Source organism: Natronorubrum marinum (assembly GCF_052040125.1).
GTDB lineage: Archaea > Halobacteriota > Halobacteria > Halobacteriales > Natrialbaceae > Natronorubrum.
In genome coordinates this window covers 78,596-102,034 of record NZ_JBPPFV010000003.1, presented here as the reverse complement: position 1 = coordinate 102,034, position 23,439 = coordinate 78,596, and the positions used below count along the sequence as shown (strand labels likewise).

The 23,439-nt window shown below is 64.4% G+C and carries 24 protein-coding genes and 1 pseudogene; 11 read left to right on the top strand and 14 right to left on the bottom strand.

What is annotated here, in order from left to right; translation table 11 throughout:
• Positions 1-25: 25 nt before the first annotated feature.
• The 5 genes from ACSFC5_RS16775 to ACSFC5_RS16755 all read right to left on the bottom strand — a co-directional run bounded on the left by ACSFC5_RS16775 (position 26) and on the right by ACSFC5_RS16755 (position 6,596).
• Complete coding sequence (locus tag ACSFC5_RS16775; RefSeq protein ID WP_440766392.1) at positions 26-271, bottom strand: hypothetical protein; 246 nt, start codon at positions 269-271, stop codon at positions 26-28.
• A gap of 803 nt (positions 272-1,074) precedes the next feature.
• Entirely contained in the window at positions 1,075-2,736 is a 1,662-nt protein-coding gene (gene thsA / locus ACSFC5_RS16770) for a thermosome subunit alpha (protein WP_440766981.1), read from the bottom strand.
• A gap of 218 nt (positions 2,737-2,954) precedes the next feature.
• The gene (locus ACSFC5_RS16765) at positions 2,955-4,238 is read right to left on the bottom strand and encodes an MFS transporter (protein ID WP_440766391.1); all 1,284 of its coding nucleotides are present in this window, start codon (positions 4,236-4,238) and stop codon (positions 2,955-2,957) included.
• A 115-nt stretch (positions 4,239-4,353) separates the two neighbouring features.
• On the bottom strand, positions 4,354-5,781 hold the full coding sequence (locus ACSFC5_RS16760; RefSeq protein WP_440766390.1) for a short-chain fatty acid transporter: 1,428 nt from the start codon (positions 5,779-5,781) through the stop codon (positions 4,354-4,356).
• Positions 5,782-6,038: 257 nt separating this feature from the next.
• Positions 6,039-6,596, bottom strand: coding sequence for a KH domain-containing protein (locus ACSFC5_RS16755; protein WP_440766389.1), 558 nt, complete (start codon positions 6,594-6,596; stop codon positions 6,039-6,041).
• A 120-nt stretch (positions 6,597-6,716) separates the two neighbouring features.
• On the opposite strand from ACSFC5_RS16755, the gene ACSFC5_RS16750 reads away from it, so the two are divergent.
• Complete coding sequence (locus ACSFC5_RS16750; protein WP_440766388.1) at positions 6,717-7,496, top strand: proteasome assembly chaperone family protein; 780 nt, start codon at positions 6,717-6,719, stop codon at positions 7,494-7,496.
• 50 nt (positions 7,497-7,546) lie between these two features.
• On the opposite strand, the gene ACSFC5_RS16745 is transcribed toward ACSFC5_RS16750, so the two are convergent.
• From ACSFC5_RS16745 to rio1, 3 genes are all read right to left on the bottom strand, one after another.
• Complete coding sequence (locus ACSFC5_RS16745) at positions 7,547-8,047, bottom strand: metallophosphoesterase (RefSeq protein ID WP_440766387.1); 501 nt, start codon at positions 8,045-8,047, stop codon at positions 7,547-7,549.
• Positions 8,048-8,103: 56 nt separating this feature from the next.
• Complete coding sequence (locus ACSFC5_RS16740) at positions 8,104-8,286, bottom strand: hypothetical protein (protein ID WP_440766386.1); 183 nt, start codon at positions 8,284-8,286, stop codon at positions 8,104-8,106.
• A gap of 105 nt (positions 8,287-8,391) precedes the next feature.
• Positions 8,392-9,267: a serine/threonine-protein kinase Rio1 gene (rio1, locus tag ACSFC5_RS16735; protein WP_440766385.1), complete on the bottom strand. Its 876-nt coding sequence runs from the start codon at positions 9,265-9,267 to the stop codon at positions 8,392-8,394.
• Between the two features lie 196 nt (positions 9,268-9,463).
• Here rio1 and ACSFC5_RS16730 point away from each other — a divergent pair, with 196 nt between their 5' ends.
• From ACSFC5_RS16730 to ligA, 4 genes are all read left to right on the top strand, one after another.
• The gene (locus ACSFC5_RS16730) at positions 9,464-9,844 is read left to right on the top strand and encodes a 2Fe-2S iron-sulfur cluster-binding protein (RefSeq protein ID WP_440766384.1); all 381 of its coding nucleotides are present in this window, start codon (positions 9,464-9,466) and stop codon (positions 9,842-9,844) included.
• A 62-nt stretch (positions 9,845-9,906) separates the two neighbouring features.
• A complete protein-coding gene (locus ACSFC5_RS16725; RefSeq protein ID WP_440766383.1) occupies positions 9,907-11,310 on the top strand; it encodes a selenium-binding protein SBP56-related protein in 1,404 nt (467 codons plus the stop codon).
• Between the two features lie 34 nt (positions 11,311-11,344).
• The gene (locus ACSFC5_RS16720) at positions 11,345-11,716 is read left to right on the top strand and encodes a 2Fe-2S iron-sulfur cluster-binding protein (protein ID WP_440766382.1); all 372 of its coding nucleotides are present in this window, start codon (positions 11,345-11,347) and stop codon (positions 11,714-11,716) included.
• Between the two features lie 91 nt (positions 11,717-11,807).
• Complete coding sequence (gene ligA, locus ACSFC5_RS16715) at positions 11,808-13,886, top strand: NAD-dependent DNA ligase LigA (protein ID WP_440766381.1); 2,079 nt, start codon at positions 11,808-11,810, stop codon at positions 13,884-13,886.
• 40 nt (positions 13,887-13,926) lie between these two features.
• Here ligA and ACSFC5_RS16710 read toward each other — a convergent pair whose 3' ends face one another.
• Both ACSFC5_RS16710 and ACSFC5_RS16705 read right to left on the bottom strand, forming a co-directional pair.
• A complete protein-coding gene (locus ACSFC5_RS16710) occupies positions 13,927-14,178 on the bottom strand; it encodes a type II toxin-antitoxin system HicA family toxin (RefSeq protein WP_440766380.1) in 252 nt (83 codons plus the stop codon).
• Positions 14,179-14,180: 2 nt separating this feature from the next.
• Complete coding sequence (locus tag ACSFC5_RS16705; RefSeq protein ID WP_440766379.1) at positions 14,181-14,450, bottom strand: type II toxin-antitoxin system HicB family antitoxin; 270 nt, start codon at positions 14,448-14,450, stop codon at positions 14,181-14,183.
• A 77-nt stretch (positions 14,451-14,527) separates the two neighbouring features.
• On the opposite strand from ACSFC5_RS16705, the pseudogene ACSFC5_RS16700 reads away from it, so the two are divergent.
• Positions 14,528-14,686: pseudogene (locus ACSFC5_RS16700) on the top strand (BRCT domain-containing protein); the annotation flags it as partial.
• Positions 14,687-14,807: 121 nt separating this feature from the next.
• Positions 14,808-16,052, top strand: a complete 1,245-nt coding sequence (locus tag ACSFC5_RS16695; RefSeq protein WP_440766378.1) for an MFS transporter — start codon at positions 14,808-14,810, stop codon at positions 16,050-16,052.
• A 77-nt stretch (positions 16,053-16,129) separates the two neighbouring features.
• Here the strand turns inward: ACSFC5_RS16695 and ACSFC5_RS16690 are convergent, their stop codons facing one another.
• The 4 genes from ACSFC5_RS16690 to ACSFC5_RS16675 form a co-directional block, all read right to left on the bottom strand.
• Positions 16,130-17,137: an ArsA family ATPase gene (locus ACSFC5_RS16690; RefSeq protein WP_440766377.1), complete on the bottom strand. Its 1,008-nt coding sequence runs from the start codon at positions 17,135-17,137 to the stop codon at positions 16,130-16,132.
• Positions 17,138-17,263: 126 nt separating this feature from the next.
• Entirely contained in the window at positions 17,264-18,235 is a 972-nt protein-coding gene (locus ACSFC5_RS16685) for an ABC transporter permease (RefSeq protein WP_440766376.1), read from the bottom strand.
• A complete protein-coding gene (locus ACSFC5_RS16680; RefSeq protein ID WP_440766375.1) occupies positions 18,232-19,158 on the bottom strand; it encodes an ABC transporter ATP-binding protein in 927 nt (308 codons plus the stop codon). Before ACSFC5_RS16680 ends, ACSFC5_RS16685 begins: the two co-directional genes overlap by 4 nt.
• Before the next feature lie 108 nt (positions 19,159-19,266).
• Complete coding sequence (locus ACSFC5_RS16675) at positions 19,267-19,536, bottom strand: DUF7967 family protein (RefSeq protein ID WP_440766374.1); 270 nt, start codon at positions 19,534-19,536, stop codon at positions 19,267-19,269.
• A 121-nt stretch (positions 19,537-19,657) separates the two neighbouring features.
• On the opposite strand from ACSFC5_RS16675, the gene ACSFC5_RS16670 reads away from it, so the two are divergent.
• From ACSFC5_RS16670 to ACSFC5_RS16655, 4 genes are all read left to right on the top strand, one after another.
• Positions 19,658-20,398, top strand: coding sequence for a hypothetical protein (locus ACSFC5_RS16670; protein WP_440766373.1), 741 nt, complete (start codon positions 19,658-19,660; stop codon positions 20,396-20,398).
• Positions 20,399-20,424: 26 nt separating this feature from the next.
• Positions 20,425-22,182 carry an excinuclease ABC subunit C gene (locus tag ACSFC5_RS16665; protein WP_440766372.1) on the top strand — a complete coding sequence of 586 codons (1,758 nt, stop codon included), beginning with the start codon at positions 20,425-20,427 and terminating at the stop codon, positions 22,180-22,182.
• Between the two features lie 297 nt (positions 22,183-22,479).
• Positions 22,480-22,776, top strand: a complete 297-nt coding sequence (locus ACSFC5_RS16660; protein ID WP_440766371.1) for an SUI1 family translation initiation factor — start codon at positions 22,480-22,482, stop codon at positions 22,774-22,776.
• A gap of 115 nt (positions 22,777-22,891) precedes the next feature.
• A complete protein-coding gene (locus ACSFC5_RS16655) occupies positions 22,892-23,437 on the top strand; it encodes a GNAT family N-acetyltransferase (protein ID WP_440766370.1) in 546 nt (181 codons plus the stop codon).
• The last annotated feature ends 2 nt before the right edge of the window (positions 23,438-23,439 follow it).

Sequence of the window (23,439 nt, the reverse complement as noted above, 5' to 3'; positions counted from 1 at the left end):
TCTGGGAAAATAACCATAACACCGCCTACAACGCCTGCAATCCCTCCAAGGAGTAGACACGCTGCACCACTGGTCTTACACCGTTTTCTAGCAATCGAAATTCAACATAATCTTGAATTTTACATTTACTTGAATTAAGTGGAGCTTTGAGACGGATGTGTTCTGGAATTCCTGTTCCAGCTATTTTCATTCCCACGAGGTCCTCTATCCTAACCGGATTTTTATCTTGTCCGTTTCCTGGATTGTATCGTTCTCTGAGAAACGCTTCCATCGCTTCTCCGGGAGGGACGTCCGAACCTGAGTATAGTATTGGCGTGTGTCGCCGCTTTGCAATTCTTCTGCCTCTATTTCTAATTTTGTTAGTGGGTCGGCATCCTTGGGAGTTGCAGCCGTAGGGCTTGCGAATGCCCCCATACTAACACCAGTTCCTATTGTCTGGAGTATGGTCCTTCTATCCATACAGAATAGTTCATTTTAAATTACTTTACACTTTACTATCTTTATTTTTCTTTGATTATACACCAAAACTGTGTATTAAATCCTTGTGCTTTAGCGCGGGAAAACAGCGCCTCCACGTAGTTTTAAATACTCTTTGACAGATTGAATGCTAACCGAGGTGGTCTACCTATCCTATCCCAATGGACAATATCGGGACTCGGCCTTTGAGTGGTAGGTCGCACCCTTCCACCATCGAACAGGATGTCGAAGCAAAAGATACCCTAAATCCCGGTCTTAACAGTGGATAGGTAACGATAGCATAGTGGTTCGGGAGACTCTGTCTCTCACTATCGCAAAAATTTTCGATTGTCGACCGGCACTGCCAACATTCGTTAAAGGATTCCAAACCGTAGATCTCCCAACCCAGCTAACCTCCGCTTGTGGGAAGCTCTGTCGCCGTCGGGCGTAGCCAGACTGCTGAGGGAACTCCGCTCCCTCTCTGTTTACGTTCACGCCTCGCAGTCGTTCCCCGCTCGCTTTCAGCGATTCTCGCTCACTACGTTCGCTCCGAACCTCGCTTTGCTCGCGGCTTGCGCCGCTCGCAGTTCCGAGGTCTTCCCTTCGGTCAGACCTCGCTTACATCATGCCGCCCATGCCGCCGCCCATACCGCCCATGCCGCCGCCCATGCCACCGCCGCCCGGCGGCATCTCGTCGTCGCCGTCGTCGTCGGCAACCGCGAGGTCGCCGGCGGCGATGACGTCGTCGATGCGAAGCAGCATGACGGCCGCCTCGGTGGCGGACTCGATAGCCTGGGTCTTCACGCGAAGCGGCTCGTAGACGCCTTCTTCGGCCATGTCAATCGTGTCGCCGGTGTAGGCGTCGAGGCCGGACGTGGTCTCGCCGGCGTCGTGGTCGGCGCGGAGTTCGACGAGCGAGTCGATGGGATCAAGCCCGGCGTTCTCGGCGAGCGTGCGCGGGATGACCTCGAGGGCGTCGGCGAACGCTTCGACGGCGAGCTGTTCGCGGCCGCCGACGGAGTCGGCGTAGTCGCGCAGCGCGAGCGAGAGCTCGACTTCGGGGGCACCGCCGCCCGCGAGGACTTTGCCGTCCTGGAGCGTTGTGCGAACGACGCCGAGCGAGTCTTCGATGGCGCGGTCGACCTCGTCGATGACGTGCTCGGTGCCGCCGCGGAGGATGAGGGTGACGGCTCTGGCGTCGTCGACGTCCTCGACGAAGATGCGCTGGTCGCCGGCGATCTCCTTCTGGGCGACGCTGCCGGCGAAGCCGAGGTTGTCCTCGGTCAGGTCGTCGACGCTCGAGACGGGCGTGGCGCCGGTCGCGCGGGCGAGCTGGCCCTGATCGCTGGATTTGACGCGACGGACGGCGATGATGCCCTCCTGAGCCAGGTAGTGCTGGGCCATGTCGTCGATGCCGCCGTCGACGAAGACGACGTCGGCGCCGACGTCGGCGACCTTCTCGGCCATCTCGCGCAGCTGCGCCTCTTCCTGTTCGAGGAACTGCTCGAGCTGATCGGGGTCGGTGACGTTGACCTCAGCGTCGATCTCGGTCTCTTTGATCTCGAGGGCTCCGTCGACGATCGCGACGTTCGCGTCCTCGGCGAAGTACGGCATGCTGTCGGAGACGCGCTCCTTGTCGACGATGACGCCCTCGACGAGCTCGGAGTTCTCGATCGAGCCGCCGACGACCTTCTCGACTTTGATGTTGTCCGTGTCGACCTCGTCGCCGTCGGCGACCGAGCGGACGGCCTCGACGACGAGTCGGGAGAGCAGGTCGCGGGCGTTCTCGGCACCCTTGCCCGTCATCGCGGTAGCGGCGATCTGCTCGAGAATTTCGGTGTCGTCGGCTTCGACGTCGATGGCGATGTCCTCGAGGACGTCGATGGCTTCCTCGGCGGCCTCTCGGTATCCCTGCGCGAGGGTGGTCGCGTGGATGTCCTGCTCTAAGAGGTCCTCGGCCTGACTGAGGAGTTCACCGGAGACGACGACGGCGCTCGTGGTGCCGTCGCCGACCTCGTCCTCCTGGGTTTCGGCGACTTCGACGATCATGTCGGCAGCGGGGTGGTCGATCTCCATCTCCGAGAGGAGCGTGACGCCGTCGTTCGTGACGATGACGTTGCCCGAGGAGTCGACGAGCATCTTGTCCATCCCCTTCGGACCGAGCGTGGTCCGTACGGACTCGGCAACGGCCTTCCCGGCCTGAATGTTCATCGACTGCGCGTCTTTGCCGGATGTCCGCTGGCTGTCCTCCGAGAGAACGATAAGGGGCTGGTTGCCCATCTGCTGTTGTGCCATAGTCAAGCGAAGGATTGTTTGTGATTCTATATAAATCTTTCGAGAACGTACGAGTCAAATCCCACTACGAGGGCGCAGTACGGCAGTTCGCTGCCAGCCGTGCTACTGGTATTTATAACGATTACCCGCCGTCAGAGCGTGAGAATTCGCGGTGTGACGGCGCCAGACCAGTGTTCACAACGCCCGAATTTATGGCTGGTCGCTCAATCCTGCAGTCGGTCGGCGGCGACGATCGCCATCGCTCCGAGCACGGCGGCGACGCCGGCGAGGGCGAACGCGGGATCGTACGTGCCGAGCGTATCGTATCCTATACCGGCGAGAAACGGCGCGACGAGACCGGACAGTGCGAACGCGCCGGAGATCAGTCCGAAGACGGCGTTCAGGTTCGCCCGACCGAACAGGTCGCCGGTCAGCGGTGCGAGGAGCGCCCCGTTCCCGCCGTAGGCGAGTCCGAAGACGAGCGCGAAGGCGAACAGCGCGAGCGTCGTCTCGATCGTCGGCAGCGCCAGCGTCGAGACGCCCATGATCGCCGAACAGCCCGCGAACACGCGCACGCGACCGACGTAGTCCGAGACGTAGCCGATGCCGACCCGCCCGACCGCGTTCGCGCCGCCGATGACGGCGAGCGCGGTCGCGCCGGCGGCCCGCGACAGGCCGATATCGGAGGCGTAGACGACGAGGTGGACGAAGACGATGTACATCGTCGTGTAGATCGCTACCCAGCCGACGAAGACCAGGACGAACGACGGCGAGCGCGCGATCGCGTAGACGTCGGCGAGTTGCTCGCCGACCGACGGCCGTTCGGCCGCCTCCGGCGTTCGAGTCTCGCTGTCCCCACCGTTCGTTCGTCGGTCGCCGTCGCCGTTCGCCTCGAGCGATCGGGGCTCGTCGGCGAACTCCGCGCTTGGTATCAGCTCCGTCGTGGGTTCGTCCCTGATCAGTACCGTCGCGACGAGCAACAGGACGGCCACCACTCCGGCGAGGACGAGAAACGACGAGCGCCAGCCGACGCGATCGATGAGCACGGTCGCCGCGGGTGCCACGACGAGCATCCCGACGCCGAGTCCGGCGGAGGCCACGCCGCCGGCGAACCCCGCCCGTCGGTCGAACCAGCGCGGGACGGTCGCGTAGGCAACCACGTAGACGACGCTCATCCCGATCCCGGTGACGACGCCGTACGCGAGGACGACCGTTACCCACGACGAGGCCAGACTGGTCCAGACCAGGCCGAGACAGAGCACCGCCGTTCCCATGGCGAGCATTCGCCGGGTGCCGAGTCGGTCGACGAAGACGCCGACGAGCACGGCTCCGACGTAGAGCATCAGCGTCTGTACTCCAAACGCGATCGTCGTCACGCCACGAGAGCGGGCGAAGTCGTCGGCCATTCGCTCGAGAAAGACGCCGAAGGAGTAGGAGAGACCGAAAACGACGAACGTCCCGAGGAAGCACGCCAGGACGACGATCCAGCCGTAGTAGGGACGATTCATCGGTGCGCGTCGGTCGATATCGTGAGTCGAAGACCGTGAACGAGACGGAACCGGCGAAACCGTCTCGAGCCGTGTTGAGTCGTACCGTATCGAGTCGTGGAATCGGTCGATGCACTCAGTACGGGACGACGTAGAGCACGATCGCGAGGAACGGAATCAGCAATAGCAACATGGCGATGGCGTATCCGAACATCTCGCGGGCCTTTATCTGAGTGATCGCCAGCAGCGGAAGCGCCCAAAACGGGTTCAATAGATTGGTGTGTGCGTCGCCGACCGCGTAGGCCATCGTCGCGTGGCCGGCCGGAATTCCGTGAGCCTGAGCGGCCTCGAGCACCGACGGTCCGAGGACGATCCACTCGCCGCCGCCGGAGGGGACGAACATGTTAGTTATCGCCGCTGCGAGCCAGGCGAAGATCGGGAACGTCTCCGGCGAGGAGATCGCGAGCAGTCCTTCCGCCATCGACTCCGCGAGTCCGGACGAGGCCATTATTCCCTGAATCCCGGCGAAGAACGGGAAGAGGAGGATGACTCCCGCAGCGGCGTTCGACGCGTCGCCGAAGCGGTCGCGGTACAGCTGCGGGCGCGTGTAGATCGCCAGCCCGGCCATGAGGAACGCGAAGTTGACGACGTTGAGGTCGAGTGCGTCCAACCCGAGCGTCGCGAACGTATAGCCGACCATGACGAGTCCAGTCAGTGCGATGAGTCCGCCCATGATCCGGCTGTTGTTGAGTCGTTCCGCGGGAACCCGCTCGTCGGACGAGTCTCCGGCCGAATCCTTGGGTACCGTCTCCACTTCGCCGCCGTCTGCAGCCGTTTCGAACAGTTCGTCTTCGGGGATATACGCCGTAATATCCCGCGAGCGCTCGGGCGACGGACTCAGCAAGTAGAGCACGACCGCGGCGAAGGCGATCGAGAGAACGGTGAGCGTCAACGCGTACGGATGCAGGATCGTCGCGGAGGTGGGGACGGTCTCGTCGATCACGCCCATCTCGATGAACTCGTTGCCCTCGGTCGCGAGCAACAGCGGGGCGGACCCGGAGAGTCCCCAGTGCCAGGTCAGCCCGAGACCCATGTAGCCCGCCACGCACAGCAGCGGGTAGTGGACGGCGATTCCGTTCCGATAGGCCGTTTTGCCCATCTCTCGTGCGAAGATCGCGCCGACGATCAGTCCGAGTCCCCAGTGAACCCAGGCGAGCACCATCGCGATCACGCCGACGAGGACGACCGCTTGCTTCCCGTTCGACGGAAGCTCACTCAACCGCTGCAGGCCGGCGTTGACCCGCGGATGGTAGGCGACGACGAACCCGGTCATTAGGATGAGCACCATCTGCATCGCGAACGTCAGGAACGCCCAGAATCCGTCGTACCAGAACTCGACCGCTTCGAATACGCCCGCGTCCGTCCCCAGCACCGCCGCGATGTACACGATGTACGTGAGGATGATCGCGAACAGGAACGGACTGGGCATCCACCGTTCCACCCAGGTGGCCATTCCGCTGCCCATGCGCTCGACCATCGTCCCTCCTGTGGCACTTTGTGACATGTGCTGCGCTCACACTATCGAACTATAAACTTTGGCTATTTTCGCACTTAACAGAATGTATATGTAGGAGAACTCTTATGAAAACGAGCTACGGCACTTCTGGATCGAATCCTCGCGGCCGACAATACCGTCAGCGAGAGACGGATCGAACACGGCAGCGAGGCGAAGATGCCTGACTACTGAACCGATGTGGATACCCGTTTGCCAGCGACGGTCTCGTCGGTGTCTATCGCCGGCCCGAATAGAGCGATTCCCGATCAGGACTGGCCGCCGGGGAACCGGTGGTACTGCATGCCCTGATGTTTCATCTCGTTGTGTTTCTCCTCGAGGAAGGAGTAGACGGCGCCGTGTGGCGCGCCGTCGAGGAGCATCTCGGCGGCCGTTCGGACGACGTCGACCTGCTGTGGCGCGCCGATGATCCCGAGCGTCGAGCCGTAGATGACGACGTCGGCGCCCGACAGCTCCTCCATGAGTTCGCGGGTTCGGCCGCCCTCGCCGATGAGTCGTCCCTTCTTGCGTTTCATGTCGTTCGTGTTGCGCGCGGCGGCGTCGATATCGACGACGTCGAACATAATCATATCGTCCTCGAGCAGTCGCAACGCCGCCTCGGGGGCGAAGCCGCGGCCGATCGCACGGACGATATCCGGTGCCTTGAGACCGAGCACGGGATCGCCGACGGTCTCGACGGCGACGGAGCCGTTCTCCGAATCGATGTCGAGTCGCACCTCGGCTTCCGCCTCGATCTCTCGCATCGTCTCGCCGCCCTCGCCGATGAGCACGCCGATGCGGTCCTGCGGAATCTTCACGTGTTGCATACGGAACGGTACTAGCTGAGCGAGGTTAAGCGCTTGGTCCGCGCGTGAGCGCCTCGGTTACACGTCTCGAGTGTGCCGTTCCCCCACATCAATATACGCACCGCGGTGGTGTGAGTCCACATGTCCCCAGACGTTCGATACGAGAGCTCCGTTTCGACTGCCGACCGACTGAGTGGCACGCTCTTCGTCGCGCTCTCCAACCTCGGCGTCGCAGGCGTTACGGCTCTCGATCACCTCGTGACCGCTCGAGGTTGCGATCAAATCGGCGTCGTCCGGTCCCGCGGCGTTCCACAGATTACGCCGGTCGAAAACGGCGAGCCGAGACACCCGATACGCGTTTACGCGTCGCCGGAGGTCGACACCGAAGCCGACTACTGCGCGGTGCTCAGCGAACTGTCGATACCTGTGTGGGCCGCCGCACCGTTCGTCGACGCGATTCAGAATCTGATCGGCCGAACCGAAGCCGATATCGACGAGATCGTGATCTTTCACGGAATTCCCATCCCCCACGACCCCGACGAACACGAGGTCTACGCCGTAAGCACTCCGGAGTACCGAACGCGACGACTCGAGAACACCGACATCGTTCCCCTCAACGGAGGCGTTCTCGACGGCGTGCCGAGCGAGCTAACTCTCCGGAATCTGGACGGCGAGACGCCTCCCGTCGGAACGCTCGTCACGCCGATCCATCCGCCGGGACCGGACTTCGACGCGGCGCTTCGGTTTCTTGCGTTCGTGCGCGAGGTCTACGCGCTCGATGTCGACGACGATCCGTTACGCGAACGGTCCGCGGCGATGACTCGCTACTACAGCGAACTCGCCGAGCGACTGGAGACGCTCGAAGCCGGCGACGTGCCGATCGGCACCCAGTCGTGGCCCGAGGACCGAATGTACATGTAGCACAGCCGACGAGAACGCGATACAGCCACCCGAAACGCACGGTCGACGGATCACTCGAGGAGCGATCGGAACCGCACCGACTCGGTGCGCGTGTCGACGACTGCGACGGTGCGGTCGTCCTCGGCGGCCAGCACGTGCGCACCGGGATTGAGCACGGTCGTTCGTCCCTCGTCCGATAGCTCGCGCTCGTGGTGGTGACCGTAACAGACGAAGTCGTACGTCTCGCCGGCCGCGATGGCCTCGACCTCCTCGAGGCTCTCGCCGTGGAGAACGGCGACGGAGAGGCCGTCGAACTCGAGGCTCGCGAAGCGGCCGTGGAGTTCGCTCTCGCCGCCCAGCGCGTCGAATTGCGATTGAAGGTTCGCGACGTCGCCGTCGTTGTTCCCGAGAACGCCGTGAAGTTCGAAGCCGTCGAAGTAGCCGATCATCAACGGGGCGACGAAGTCGCCGCAGTGGATTACGATCTCAACGCCCTCCTCCTCGAAAATCTCGGTCGCGCGCTCGATCGCCTCGACGTTGTCGTGGGTGTCCGAAATGATCCCGATGTTCATACGCTATGACGCGACTGCGAGACCCAAATGCGTTCGGGGGCGTGATCTGGCTCCCGCTACGATAGCGCGGCCACGTCGACGACGTCGAAGTACGCGCTCGCGTCGAGTCGCCGCATCTCTGCTCGAAGATGGCCGGAACAGTAGTGCCAGTGGACGATCCGCTCTCCCGTCGCGTGCCTGACGGAGAGGCGGTGGCTCGCGCTCCGATAACACGGCTCCCAGCTTTCACACCCGGCCATACTCGAGCCGTCGTGATCCGTCGGAAAAAAGCGACACCTTCGATGTCGTGGCAGCTATATCGGGTCCGTTCGTCGGCGCCTTCGCCGCCCTCGCCGCCGTGGCAGTCAGTCCCGAGACGGATCCGGCTCCGGACTCGTCACGAACTCGAGTAACTCCTCCTCGCTCGTCTCCAGCCCCTGCCGTGAAAAGAAACTCGCGACGTTTCGGCAGTCGCGCTCGAGGAACGTCCGGCTGTTCGGGTGGTGGACCGTGACGGCCTGCCCGACGTCGATGATCACGAGTTGGCCCTCGTCGAAGACGACGTTGTACTCGCTCAGATCGCCGTGGATGATGCCCGCCGAGTAGAGCCGGCGCATGTACTCGCGCATGACCTCGTAGGCGGTCTGGGGGTTCTCGATGTGGACCTCGCCGAGCCGTTTCGCGCGGCCGTCGTCGTCGCCGATGTACTCCATGACCAACACGTTGCGCTCGGTGGCGATCGGCTCCGGCACTCGGACGCCGGCGGCTCTGGCCCGCTTGAGGTTCGCGAGTTCCTTCTTCGTCCAGGCCAGCACGACGTCTTTCTTCTTGCCGCCCAGGCCCTCGAATCGGGGGTCCCCCTCTAAGTAGTCGCGCATCTGGCGGAAGTTCGAGGCGTTGATCCGGTAGATCTTGACGGCGACGTCGCGATTGTCGCCCAGCGCGTGGTAGACGTTGGCTTCCTTGCCCGTCGAGAGCGGGCCGCCGAAGGCCTCGACGTAGCCGTCCTGGACGAGTTTGTAGAGCGCCGCCAGCGTCGCGTCGTCGAACACCGACTGCTCGACTTTGAACTGGTCGGCGTCTTTGATCCGCTCTTCGAACTGCTCGAACTCGCGGTCGCGCTTGCGAGCGATCCGATCGGCCTCGGTCTCCGAGACGTCGATCTCCTCCCACTCGTCGCCCGGCGTTTCCACTTCCTCGAGGTCGACCAGCCCGAACTCCGTATCCGTTCCCTGTCCCATCTAGTCGGCCTCTACGAGAGCGGTGCGGGTAAAGACTGGGTATCCGACGGCCGGCTCGGATTCACCGATCCGACGGCGTTCGGACCGGCGGTGGTGTTCTCGAGTCGGTATGTCGGGTCCTGCCTTTTTTGCCTGCGCGTGGTAGGGCTCGTATGATCGACTGCTTCGAACTCGGTTCGGCGGAGAGGATCGAGCGATGACCCGTTACGACGTGACGCTCGAGTGGCTCGACGGTCGAACCGAAACGATCGGCGTCGAGAACGGACAGACGGTGCTCGAGGCGGCCCAACAAGCTGGAATTCGGCTTCCGTACGACTGCCGAACCGGAACCTGCATCACCTGCGTTGGTCGAGTGCTCGAGGCCGAAGACGGCGCTGCTGACGCCGCCGAGGGCGAGACTGGCCGGTCGTTCGACGTCGCGACCGCCGTCGACTACCGACGGTCGCCGCGGGCGCTCAGCGAACGAGAACGAGCGGACGGGTACGTCTTGCTATGTATCGCCCTGCCGCGAATCGACTGCCGCATCAGGGTCGGCCCGCGGGTGCGCGCAGAAGTCGGCGACAGCCCCTGGGCGTAGCTCCCGTTCCCGTTGCGGCCCCCCGACCAGATTTATCTCCTTGCTCGTGGTCGGAAAAACCCATGAGTGATGCTAGCACACCTGGCGACGCGGAACCGGATCACGACCACGAGCATCATCACCACGAGGGGCCCGGCTACGCGACGCCGCAGGCCGCTATCGAGGAGGGCGATCGGGAGAAACTGGCCTACGTGATGAGCCTCTACGTCGGTACGGATGTCGACGCCCCGGACTTCGTCGCGGTCGTCGACCTCGATCCCGATTCGGACACGTACTGCGAGATCGTCGACCGCGTCGAACTGCCGAACCGCGGCGACGAACTCCACCACTTCGGGTGGAACGCCTGTTCGTCGTCCTGTCACGTCGAGGGACTCGAGCGGCGACACCTGATCGTCCCTGGACAGCGCTCCTCGCGGATCCACGTGATCGACGCGAAAGACCGGCGGAACCCCGAACTGGTCGAGGTGATCGAACCCGAGGCGGTCTTCGAGTACGACCTCTCAGCACCGCACACCGTCCACTGCATCCCCGACGGACAGATCCTGATCAGCATGCTGGGGGACGCCGACGGCGACCTCCCGGGCGGCTTCCTCGAGTTGAACGAGGACTTCGAGATCGAGGGGCGGTGGGAGCCGCCGGGCGAGATCGAGATGAACTACGACTACTGGTACCAGCCGCGCCAGAACGTGATGGTCTCGAGCGAGTGGGCCGCTCCCAAAACGTACTATCCGGGTTTCGACCTCGAGGACGTCGAGGCGGGCAACTACGGTCAGAAGCTCCACTTCTGGGACTGGGAGGCCGGCACCGTCGAGCAGACGATCGACCTCGGCGAGGAGGGCCTGATCCCGCTCGAGGTGCGGTTCCTCCACACCCCCGAATCGACCCACGGGTTCGTCGGGGCCGCGCTCTCGTCGAACGTCTTCCACTTCTGGCGGGACGAAGAGAGCGACGAATACCGCGCGGAGAAGGTGATCGACTTCGAGAGCCGGGAACACGAGGACTGGGACATGCCCGTCCCCGCGCTCCCGACGGACATCCTGATCTCGATGGATGATCGGTACCTGTTCGGCTCGAACTGGCTCCACGGCGAGGTCTGGATGTACGACGTCTCGGACCCGTCGAACCCGCGACGGGCTGACTCGCTCTCGGTTGGTGGGACCTTCGGGGAGGTACGGGAGGTCCAGGGCCGCGAACTGGCCGCCGGCCCGCAGATGGTACAACTCTCGCTGGACGGCGAACGACTCTACTGGACCACCTCGCTGTTCTCCTCGTGGGACGAGCAGTTCTACCCCGAGGAGGGCGAGCGGGGGTCGGTGATGCTGAAGGCCGACGTCGACCCGCGGAACGGCACGCTCGAACTCGACGAGGACTTCCTCGTCGACTGGGGGGAGTGCCCCGAGGGACCGGCTCGCGCCCACGAGATCCGCTGGCCCGACGGCGACTGCACGAGCGACGTCTGGCAGTGATCGCCGCGGGTGATCGGCCGGAGCTACCGGAGCCATGGCGAGCCACGACGTGACCCTCGAGTGGCCGGACGGACGCACCCGGACTGTCACGGTCCGAGAAAGCGAGACGGTCCTTGAGGCCGCCGAACGCGCCGATATCGCCCTTCCCTTCGGCTGTCGCACTGGTGCCTGCGGGACCTGTACGGGACGGCTGCTCGAGGCGGAGGTGGCCGGAACGGCGAACGGTGACACCGGCGCGGCCGACGTCGAGGACGCATTCGCCTATCGTCGCCCGCCGCGTGCGCTGAAGGACCGACACCGACATGACGGGTACGTGCTGCTCTGTATCGCCTCGCCGCGGACCGACTGCCGGATCGCCGTCGGCTCGAGCGTCCACACCGAACTGGTGGAGAACCCCTGGAAGTGACGCGCCTCGAGCCGGTTGGTGACGATCCCCCGACTTCGCGGTCGAGGGGCAGTCAGTAACGTTAACGGGTGCGAGCGGCTACCCTCGAGCAATGTCTGTCGCCGACGAGGACGAGGAGAACCCGTACCTCCGGGATCCGCCGACCGACTTCGAACCCGTCGAGAAGCGCTCGGAGGACGAGGCCGAACAGCAGGTCGAGCAGTTGCGGGAGGCGATTCGCGACCACGACCGCCGGTACTACGTCGAGGGCGAGCCTGTCATCGCCGACCGAACCTACGACGCGCTCTTTTCTCGTCTGCAGGATCTCGAGGATGCCTTCGATCTCTCTCATCCCGACAGCCCGACCCGGAGCGTCGGCGGCGAACCGCTCGAGGCGTTCGAGACGGTCCAACACGTCGCGCCGATGCTCTCGATCGACCAGAGCGGCGAGGCCGAGGATGTGCGGGAGTTCGCGGATCGCGTGCGCAGGGAGGTGGGTGAGGTTCGGTACGTCTGCGAACCCAAGTTCGACGGCGTCTCGATGGAATTCGTCTACGAGGACGGATCGCTCGAACGCGCCGTCACCCGCGGCGACGGCCGCGAGGGCGACGACGTCACGCGAAACGCCCGCACGATCGGATCCGTTCCACAGCAACTCCACGGCGACTACCCCGATTTTCTTGCGGTTCGCGGAGAGGTCTACATGCCCAAAGACGCGTTTCAGGAACACAACCGCGAGCGGATCGAACGCGGTGAGGAGCCCTTCGCGAACCCGCGGAACGCGACTGCAGGAACCATCCGACAACTCGATCCCAGTATCGTCGCCGACCGTCCGCTCGAGGTATTCTACTTCGACGTGCTCGAGGCCAGCGACCTCGAGGACTCCCACAGCGCGGAACTCGAGCGCTTCCCGGAGTGGGGGCTGCGGGTGACCGAGCACGTCGAGTTCGCCGACGACATCGAGGCGGCAATCGACTACCGCGATCGAACGCTCGAGCTGCGGGACGAGCTGAACTACGAGATCGACGGCACCGTGATCAAGGTCGACGACCGCGACGCTCGCGAGGAACTGGGGCGCACGGCGCGTCACGACCGCTACGCGTTCGCCTACAAATTCCCCGCCCGCGCGGAGGTAACCCCGATCGTCGACGTGGCGGTACAGGTGGGCCGCACGGGCCGTCTGACCCCGGTTGCCCTCCTCGAGCCGGTCGACGTCGGCGGCGTAACGGTCTCGCGGGCGAGTCTCCACAATCCGGAGGAGATCGCCGAGAAGAACGTCAACGTCGGAGATACCGTCCGCGTTCAGCGCGCGGGAGACGTCATCCCCTACGTCGAGGAGGTCGTCGAGAAGAACAGTGAGGGCCACTACGAGCTTCCGGACCGGTGCCCGGTCTGTGACAGCGCCGTCGAGCGCGACGGGCCGATGGCGTTCTGTACGGGCGGGCTGGCCTGCGACGCCCAGCTTCGCCGCTCGATCGAGTACTACGCCAGCGACGATGGGCTGGACCTCGAGGGACTGGGCGAGAAGAGCGTCCGCCAACTCGTCGACGCTGGCCTGCTCGAGTCCGTCGCGGACCTCTACGAACTCGAGCTCGAGGCCCTCACGGAACTCGAGGGCTGGGGCGAGACGAGCGCCGAGAACCTGCTGTCCGAACTCGAGGACGCCCGCAAGCCCCCGCTCGCCGACTTCTGCTCGGCGCTCGGAATTCCCCACGTCGGGCCAACGACGGCCCGCGAACTCGCCCGCGAGTTCGGCACGTTCGAGGCGCTTCGCGAGACGGCCGAGGACGATCCCGAACGGCTCGAGGGCGTCGACGACGTTGGCGAAACGGTCGCCGAGCAGATACACGACTTCTTTACGAGCGAGGCGAATGCCGAGGCTGTCGACGACATCCTCGAGCACGTCTCACCGCAGGAATCGGCCCTCGAGACGGGCGGCGACGAACTCGAGGGGTTGACCTTCGTCTTCACCGGCTCGCTCGAGGGCGTCACTCGCGGCGAGGCCCAGGAGACCGTCGAAGCCCACGGGGCAAACGCGACGGGTAGCGTCTCGGGGAACACGGACTATCTCGTAGCCGGTTCGAGTCCGGGCCAGACGAAACGCGACGACGCGGAGGAAAACGACGTTCCGATCGTCGACGAGGACGAGTTCCGGGAGCTGCTGGAGGAGTACGAAATTAGTCTCGAGTGATCGGTGATTGGGTATTCGGACCGATTCGAACGAAGGGACGCTACGAGTTGCGATCGATCCACGCACAAAATTCGTCGAAGTCCCGTGCGCCAGCGCTATCGGCGATCGTTCTGAGTGTTCCCGCTCGAAGTTCGTCGTGCAACGGGACCGTTACTCGCCGTTGGTCATCCTCGTTCGTCGGGTGTTCGTAGTACAGTTGCGCGTGATCGCCGGTCGTTCGACGCCACTCGAATCCGCCGGCGTTGACCAGCGCTTTCACGACCTCTTTCCCGGAGAATGTTCGCCGACCCATTCCTACTCGAGAACGTCCGGTGGACGCTGGTCTCCAGTCGTATTCTCCGCAGGGTCGATTCCCAGTTCGCGAAGCTCCGCATCGGTCGGCTCGCTCCCGCTGTCGCCCTTGTGGAGTGCAACTGCATCGTCGAGGTTTTCCAGTGCAGTCTCTCGAGTCGGGCCCTGGCTAGTGACTCCCGTCTCGACATCCGTGGCGACCCACCAGTCCTCCTCACGCCAGAGGCGGATCTCATCGTCGTGGGTGTCACCGCCGCTCACTGAACTGGCCATTATGTCTCTGAATTGGGGAACGATTCGCATAAGCGTTCGGCTCCGGCTCGGCTGCGGCCGTCGAGACCAACGCCACCAACGTGACGGGCAGCGTTTCGGGCAACACGGACTACCTCGTTATCGGCGAGAGCCCGGGCCAGACGAAGCGCGACGACGCGGGGGAAAACGACGTTCCGATCGTCGACGAGGACGAGTTCCGAGAACTGCTCGGCGAGTACGGGATCGACCTCGAGTGAGCGTCGAGAACTGCCGGCCAAACGGACGTGCTTCCGACGACTTTAGTACGAACGACCGTAATTGAACCGCACCGTGCTGACTCTGTTCAGGCGCTTGCGCGACGTCTCCCGTCCGAGAGCGGTGGGTTCGATCACCGTCGGCCACGGGGTCAACGAGTTCTTCGCGATCGTGATCCCGCCGATTATTCCGCTGCTCGTCGCGGACCTCGGGATCACCTACGGGCAGGCGGGCTTTCTCGTCACCATCTTCTTTCTCATGTACGTCCTCTTCCAGCTTCCCGCCGGCATGCTCGCCGACGTGATCGGGAAGGAGCGCCTCCTCGTCGGCGGCCTGTTCGGGATGGCCGGGGGGATCTTTCTGGCGAGCACCGCACAGAGCTACGAGACGCTGCTCGTCGCCCAGACCATCGCCGGGATCAGCGGCAGCGCGTTCCACCCGACAGGGATGGCGCTCGTCAGCGACTACGAGACGGAGGCGACCGAGGGGAAGGCGATGGGCGTCTTCGGCTTCGGCGGCGCGCTCGGGACGATGTCCGCGCCGGTGATCGTCGGCGGCGTCGCCGCGGTCGCGGGCTGGCGGCTCGCCCTCGCCACCGGCGTCGCGATCGGACTCGCCGTGAGCTGTCTGGTCGTCTACCTCTTTCTCACGGCTGAGACACCGGACGACGCGACGTCGGATGGCACCGACGACTCGCGGACTGACGACCCACGGACCGACGGTGGCGAGCCCCGAAAGACGATTCGGCAAGCGATCCGCTCGGCGGATCTCTCGTTCGATCTTACCATCACGAAGAGCGTCGTCGTCCTCTTTTTCGTCACGCTCGTGCTGTCGATGCAACACCGGGCGATACAGACGTACACGACGGCCTACGTCGCCGCGGAGACCGGAACGTCGGCGTCGGTCGGAAACGTCGCGTTCTTCGCCCTCCTGGTCGGCGGCAGTCTCGCCTCCCTGTACGCGGGTGACCTCGCGGATCGGTTCGATCGGGCCGCGCTGGGTATCGTCGCCTCGCTTCTCACCGCCGTACTAGTCGCTGCCACGCTGGCGCTGACGGCCGTCTTCGGCGAGCTACCGATCGGCGTCCTGACGGTGATCCTGGCGGTGTGGTTCGCCGTCATCGGCGCCGGCATGTACACCAGCTACCCGGTCAAGAACGCGATGGTCTCCCAGCACGCCGAGACGGGCTCGAGCGGGAGCCTCTTCGGCGTCATCCAGACCGGCTCCGCCATCGGCAGCGCGAGCGGACCGGCGGTGTTCGGCGTCCTCTCGACTCGCTGGGGCGTCGTCGCGGCGTTTCCCGCGATCGCCACGGTCAGCGTCGTGCTGGCCGCCTCGTTCGCCGTTCTGTGGTTCACCGGCGACTGATCCCGACGGCACTCACGCTGCAGGACCTCGCTTTGCGCCGATACGAGCGACGGTCGCGGCGCTTCAACCGAGTTCGGCTACGCGGGGGCTGGCAGTCGATCGGCGATCGACCATACTGCCTCGAGTCCCTGCACCTCCCCCTCGCGTTCGGGCAGCGTCACGACCTCGAGCTCCGGAAACGTCTCCCGAACCTCCGAGACCCGCTCGGCGTGTCGTTCGAATCGAGACTGACAGCGCGAACAGCCCTCGTCGGGATCCTCGAAGACGCGATTCACGACGAGTCGGTCGACCCGTACTCCGGCCTCGCGGAGTTTTTCGACGAGGCGCTCGGACTCGGCGATGGCCATCCCCTCCGGGATGAGCACGACGCGAAACTCCGTTCGCTCGGGGTCAGCCAGCAGGTCGCGAGCGCGCTCGAGACGGTCCCGAAAGGCCTCGAGGCTCTCCTCGCCCTCGGTGTGGCTCCCGGCCATCATCGACATCGGGCCGAACACCGCCGACTTCGCGGCGGTGCCGATCCGGCTGGCCTGCCCGCGAAGCGACTGGAGGGTCTCGAGGGCGGGTCCCAGCACCTCGGGCGTATCGAACAGCCGGAGGGTGTGGCCCGTCGGCGCGGTGTCGAAGACGACGACGTCCCACTCGCCGGAATCGACGTACTCGACGAGCAGGTCTAACGCCGCGATCTCGTCCCCGCCGGCCGGCGCGCCCGACGCGAAGATCCGTTCGACTTCGTCGTCCGAGAGGCGGATGCCGGCGCTGCGGAGGTCGGCGGCGAGCGCCGTCGCTAGCTTCTCGTAGCGTTCCTGCTGGGTTTCGGCGTCGACCTCGACGGCCCAGAGGCTGCCGCCCGCGTCGAGCTCGAGGGCTCCCTCGTCGGTCGCTTCGAGAACGGGACCGGCTCCCAGATCGACCTCGCTCGGTTCGGGCCCGAGATCGGCCTCGAGTGAGTCGGACAGGGAGTGGGCCGGGTCGGTCGAGACGATCAGCGTCCGGCGGCCTTCGTCGGCCAGTTCGAGACCGGTCGCCGCCGCACAGGTCGTTTTTCCGACCCCGCCTTTCCCGCCGTAGAAGATGCAGTCGGTCACGGACTCGCGTACGCGCGGCAGCTACCTAAGCCGAGTGCCGGCGAGTGAGACGCGTCTTCACTGACTGCCGAACTCGCGGGTGGACGGAGTCGAAACGCAAAACTCGCCGCACGAACGGAACCGGCCTCAGAGATCGACGCGATCGAACCGGTAGAGCGCGATCGCGGTCGGGACGACGATCCACAGGAGCAGGATGACGAACGAGAACCAGTTCTCGAGGTAGAACGGGACGCCGTTCGCGAACCACTCCGCGGGGTAGGACGTACCCATGTCCTCGCCGCCGAAGGAGCCGAGGAACGTGATCGTGTTCTGGAACGCGTTCCCCGGATCGATCATGTCGATGAACAGCGCCCAGTCGGGCAGCCGTTCCGCCGTCATTTCTTGTACGGTACCGTCGCCGGAGGGGAACTCGACCGTGTACTCGACGCCCTCGATCGTGCCGCGGTTCATCAGGAGTTGGAAGACGGACTGGAGCGCGTTCCAGACGACGTAGAATAAGATGAAGATGCCGAACATCGCGGCCCCGGCGATGGTCGTCGACCGGGTCAGCGACGACAGCGAGACGGCGATGCTCGTGTAGGCGATCCCGTAGATGATCGCCATTACGAGCAGGCTGAAGTAGTCGACGACGTCGAAGCCGCCGAGCAACGCTGCAACGACCACGGCGGCGAGTACGAACCCGACGACGAGCGACAGTGAGAGGACTGCCGACCGGCCGATGAGTTTCCCGAGCAGCACGTCCTTTCGGGAGTGGGGCAAGGAGAGCAGGATCTTGATGCTCCCCGTCTCGCGCTCGCCGGCGATGGCTTTCCAGCCTAAGATCAGCGCGATCAGCGGGATCACGAGCCGCGTGATCTGACTGACGAAGAAAACGAGCGCCTCCGTCGTCGCTCCTTCCGCGGCGATATCTTCGCCGAAGTACGAGAGCGTTCCCGTGACGGCGACGAGTAACACGAAGAAGAAGACGCTCAGGCCCCAGAACATCCACGATCGAACGGCGTCCTGGAAGTCCTTCCTCGCGATCGCCCGGACGCTCGTGAGGTTGACCGAACTCGCGGTCGACTCCGACCCCGATCCCGTTTTTGACTCGGTGCTCATCGGGCTTCCACCTCCGGTCCCGTGGTGTACGACTGGAAGACGTCTTCGAGTGAGGCTTCCCGCGTCGTGAAGTCCTGGACCTCGATGCCGTGATCCTCGAGTTCGGTGAGGACGGCGGTCTTCGAGCCGCTAACCTGTACGACCAGCGTCGGCGGGCTCTCGCCCTCGACGACGGCATCGCTGACGTCGGGCAGTGATCGAACGGCCTGCAGCGCATCCTCGTCGATCCGATCGACGGTGACTCGCAGGCTCGTTCCGCCCTCGACGGAGTCGCGCAGCCCTTCGACGGTGTCGACGGCGACCATCTCGCCGTCGCGGAGGATACCGACGCGGTCACAGACCGCCTCGACCTGCTCCATGATGTGACTCGAGAAGAACACCGTCGCCCCGCGGGCGTTCTCCTCGCGGACGATTTCGCGCATCTCGCGGGCCCCGTTGGGGTCGAGTCCCGTCGAGGGCTCGTCGAGGATCAGCAGGTCGGGTTCGCCGACGAGGGCCATCGCGAGCATGAGTCGCTGGGACATCCCTTTTGAGTAGCCGCCGGCCTTTTTGTCGATGGCGTCGACGAGACCGACGCGCTCGAGCAGGTCCCGCGGATCGTCGTCGGTCTCCTTCGAGTTGATGGCGAACTCGAGGTGTTGCCGGGCGGTCAGCCGGTCGTAGGTTTCGACGCCCTCGGGGAGGACGCCGGTCCGCGAGCGGATCTCACGGCTGTGTGCTTGGGCGTTCATCCCCAGCACCTCCACCCGGCCGTCGGTCGGCCGGATAAAGTCCAGAATGACGTTGATCGTCGTCGATTTACCGGCTCCGTTCGGACCGAGAAAGCCGAAGACTTCGCCCTCTTCGACCTGAAACGAGAGGTCTTGGAGTGCGAGTTCCTGACCGTAGGATTTGGTCAGGCTATCGACTGTGATAGCTGGCATGGCTGTGTGGTCTCACCGTTCGCCGATAAGAGTTGTTACTTCGTTGTATTGATATTCCGGTTGGTCCGGAGGAACAAACTATCTCTCTATCGGCCAGTCGGATCGATCCTATATGGGCTCACCGGGATCATACTGCTCGGCGGTTCGTTCGGCCTCTTCGGCGTACCGTTTTCGGGTCTCGTCGTCGGGAACCGACTCGAGTTCGGTTTCGGGAATCTCCGTCGCCGCGGTGACCTCGGAACCGGTCCGCAGCGACGTCGCGGAGCGTTCCCGCTGCTGGTAGCGCGAACCGTCGGGCGTCGCGTAGACGATGGTCACCAGGTTGCGGTCGTCGAACGTTCGTTCGACCAGCCAGCACTGGACCGTCGAGTCACTCATGCTCCGGTTTTGGGAGCCGAGACCCGAGAATGTACTGTGTCGGATGGTATCATGTCTCGATTCTCGATTCGCGCGAGAGGGCACGAGCTACTTGCCGGACGGTGTGGAACCACGAGACGGAATGCTCGGAGTCTGGAGCGAGCACGTCGACGAGTTGCTGTACGACGGCGAACGCGTGAAGCGACGCGTCGACCTCGAGGGGGCGACGTTCGTGGTCACGAACGATCGCGTCCTCGTGTTCACGGAGGGCGGCGACGGGCCGAACTACTGGACCGTCGAGCGACCGAACGTCGCTCGGGTCTCCGTCGAGACCGAAGATTCGATCGCCCCGCTCGTCTGGGGGTCGATCGTCCTCTTTCTCGCGCTGAGCGTGTTGCTTCTGGCGATGACCTACGACCTCGCCAGCATCGCCGACAACTTCGACGTCGAAGGCGCGACGGGGATCGCCGGCGGCGCACTCGAAACCATCGAAACCCTCCTTACGGTGTTCGACTTGACCGTTCTCGCGGTCGGCGTCCTCCTGGTGCTGATCGCCGCCGCGTTCTTCGTCCAGTACATTCGGTCGCGCTCGCGCCGACTCCTCCTTCGGGTGAGCGGCGACGACGATATCTCGGTCCCGGTGAGCGACGACGATCTCGAGGCCGAGCGGGAGATCGACTTACAGGAGGCGATTGCCCCGGGTCCGGGTCCCGTCGGTAGCGATGCAGTCGTCGAAGCCGGTACAGACGGGGAGGATGAGCCGGCGGGCGGTCGGGGAGGGGAGTCCACTCCAGCCGACGAGACTACCGTCGACGTTGACGAAGCCGTATCCTCCGACGTGACCGAGACCGAGCCGACGAACGACCCCGAGGAGTCAGGCTGAAAGCCACTGAGGTTCTAGGGCCGCCGATGAACGCCGAGGGGGTTCGCGATCGAGCCGGATCGTTACCGCGCGAGCCCGGGGTCTATCAGTTCCGGCTCGAGGGAACCACGCTCTACGTCGGGAAGGCGGTCGATCTCCGGAGTCGCGTCCGATCGTACGCGGATCCGCGGAGCGCCCGAATCAGCCGGATGGTCGATCGCGCCGACGAGATCGAGATCGCCGTTACCGACACCGAGACGCAGGCGCTGCTCCTCGAGGCGAACCTGATCAAGCGCCACCAGCCGCGGTACAACGTCCGGCTCAAAGACGATAAATCGTATCCGATGGTGCAGCTGACGAGCCACGAGGCGCCGGGAATCGAGATCACTCGAGACCCCGAGGAGTCGGCCACCGTCTTCGGTCCCTACACGAACAAGGGGCAGGTCGAAACCGTCGTCAAAGCGCTGCGGGAGACCCACGGCGTTCGCGGCTGCTCGGATCACAAGTACGTGGGTCGCGACCGGCCCTGCCTGGACTACGAGATGGGGCTCTGTACCGCGCCCTGCACCCGCGAGATCGACCTCGAGAGCTACGCCGAGGACGTAACCGCGGTCGAGCGTTTCCTCGAGGGCGAGACGGGCGTCCTCGCCGACCCGTTGCGTCGGGAGATGGAGGCGGCCGCCGAGGACCGGAACTTCGAACGCGCGGCCAACGTTCGGGATCGCCTCGAGACCGTCGAAGCCTTCCACGGCGAGGGCGGCGAGGCGGTCCAGGCGCGCAGCGACGAGCGCGCGGTGGACGTCCTCGGGGTCGCCATCGAGGGGGAGGACGCGACCGTCGCCCGCCTGCGCGCCGAGTCCGGCAAACTGGTCGATCGGGACCGACACACGCTCGAGGCACCGGAGGCGGATGTCGGAGCGAGCGATACTGACGCGGGCGGCGTCCCCGCCGTTCTCGCCGCCTTCATCGTCCAGTACTACGCCGAGCGCGACCTGCCCGACGCCTTGCTCCTGCCCGAACGCCACGGGGACAGCGAGGTCGCCGCGTGGCTCGAGGCCGAGGGCGTCTCCGTCCGCGTGCCGGGGGCCGGCCGCGAAGCGAAGCTGGTCGAACTCGCGCTGAAGAACGCCCGCCGGAACGTCGGCGGCCGCGACGAGTGCGGGATGCTCGCGGACGCCCTCGAGATCGACTCGGCCCGACGAATCGAGGGCTTCGACGTGAGCCACGCGCAGGGAAAGGCCGCGGTCGGCAGCAACGTCACGTTCGTCGACGGCAGCGCCGAGAAGGCCGACTACCGGCGGAAGAAGCTGACCGATCAGAACGACGATTACGACAACATGCGGGCGTTACTCGAGTGGCGCGCCAGCCGCGCCGTCGAGGGCCGCGACGATCGGCCGGACCCCGACCTGCTGGTGATCGACGGCGGCGAGGGCCAACTCGAGGCCGCCCGCGACGCGCTGGCTGCGGTCGGCTGGGACGTGCCCGCCATCGCGCTGGCGAAGGCCGAAGAGCGCGTGGTCACCCCGAAGCGGGAATTCGTCTGGCCCAGCGACGCCCCACACCTGCATCTCCTCCAGCGGGTGCGCGACGAGTCCCATCGCTTTGCGGTGCAGTACCACCAGACCGTCCGCGACGAGGTGAAGACGGTGTTGGACGACGTGCCGGGTATCGGCCCCGAAACCAGAAAGCGGCTGTTGGGACGGTTCGGGAGCGTCGAGAACGTCCGCGAGGCGAGCCTCGAGGACTTAGAGAGTGTTTCGGGTATCGGGACGAAGACGGCAGAGACGCTCAAGTCGCGCCTCTAGCGACCGACGCGCGGCGACCGCCGCTGCCGACTCATTGGGGAACGCGCAGCACCGAGACCGTTTCTCTGGATCTGCAAAAGAAGCAGGCCGAGTGCCTCGGGGTCGTTCGGAAGAGCTTCGCTCTTCCGTGATGACGAGACGCCGCTGGCGTCTCGAACCACTTGACCCCGAGACGGTTTACAGGACGCGTTCCGGAAGAACGGGGGGTTATGCGTTGCTGCGCATGCGCTTCGAGAAGTCGACGTCCGTTGCGAGGGCAGGGACAGCGCTATTTCCCCGAGGCGCCTACGATACACAATGTCAAACAACGACGACCTCGACGACTTGCTCGACGAACTCGACAGCCAGGGCGACCTCGAGACGTCCCAGCAGATGCTGTCGATCCGAACCGAGAGTCGTCGCTACGACAAACCGGTGACGATCGTCGAGGGGTTCGACCTCGAGTTGGACGAGATCAAATCGATCGCGTCGGATCTCAAGAGTTCGATGGGAACGGGTGGGACGGTCGACGACGGTCGGATCGAACTGCAGGGCGACCACCGCGATCGGGTGCCCGACCTGCTCCGCGATCGCGGATTCGACGTTCGCGAGTAGCCGGGTGTGGGAACCCGTTCCGTCCCGGCTAGTTTCCGATTTTGCGGTCGGGACACCGACTCTCAGCTGTATCACCAGTCGAAGTCACTTTATGCCAGTATTGTCAAGGAAGACCATGAACATTCGTCCAGCGAACTCGGAGGATTTCGAGGATATCAAAGCCGTCGCCCGGGAAACGTGGCACGATACCTACGACCAACTCGAGGCCGATTTGATCGACCGAACCGTCGACAACTGGTACACCACCGGCTCGATGCCCCTCGAGGCGCCCGGGACGGTCGTTCTCGTGATCGAGCGCGGGGAGTGTGAGTCTGCGGATGAGAGCGCGGGGCACGGGTCCACAGACGGGAGCCGAACCCAGTCCGGCGACGATGAGATTGTCGCCTTCACGCACGCCGTTGCACAGGGTGACACGGCTGATATCCTCCGTATGTACGTCGCGCCCGACGCACAGGGTGCGGGTATCGGGACCGACCTGCACGAGTACCTGCTCGAGCGACTCGAGATGTACGACGTCGACCGCGTCCGCTCGTTCGACTTCGCGTTCAACGACGCCAGCCGCCGGTTCTACGAGGGACTCGGATTCGAGCGGACCGACACCGGCGAGGTTACGATCGAGGGCGAGCAGTACGATGAAGCGGTGTACACGCTGGAACTGTAGTC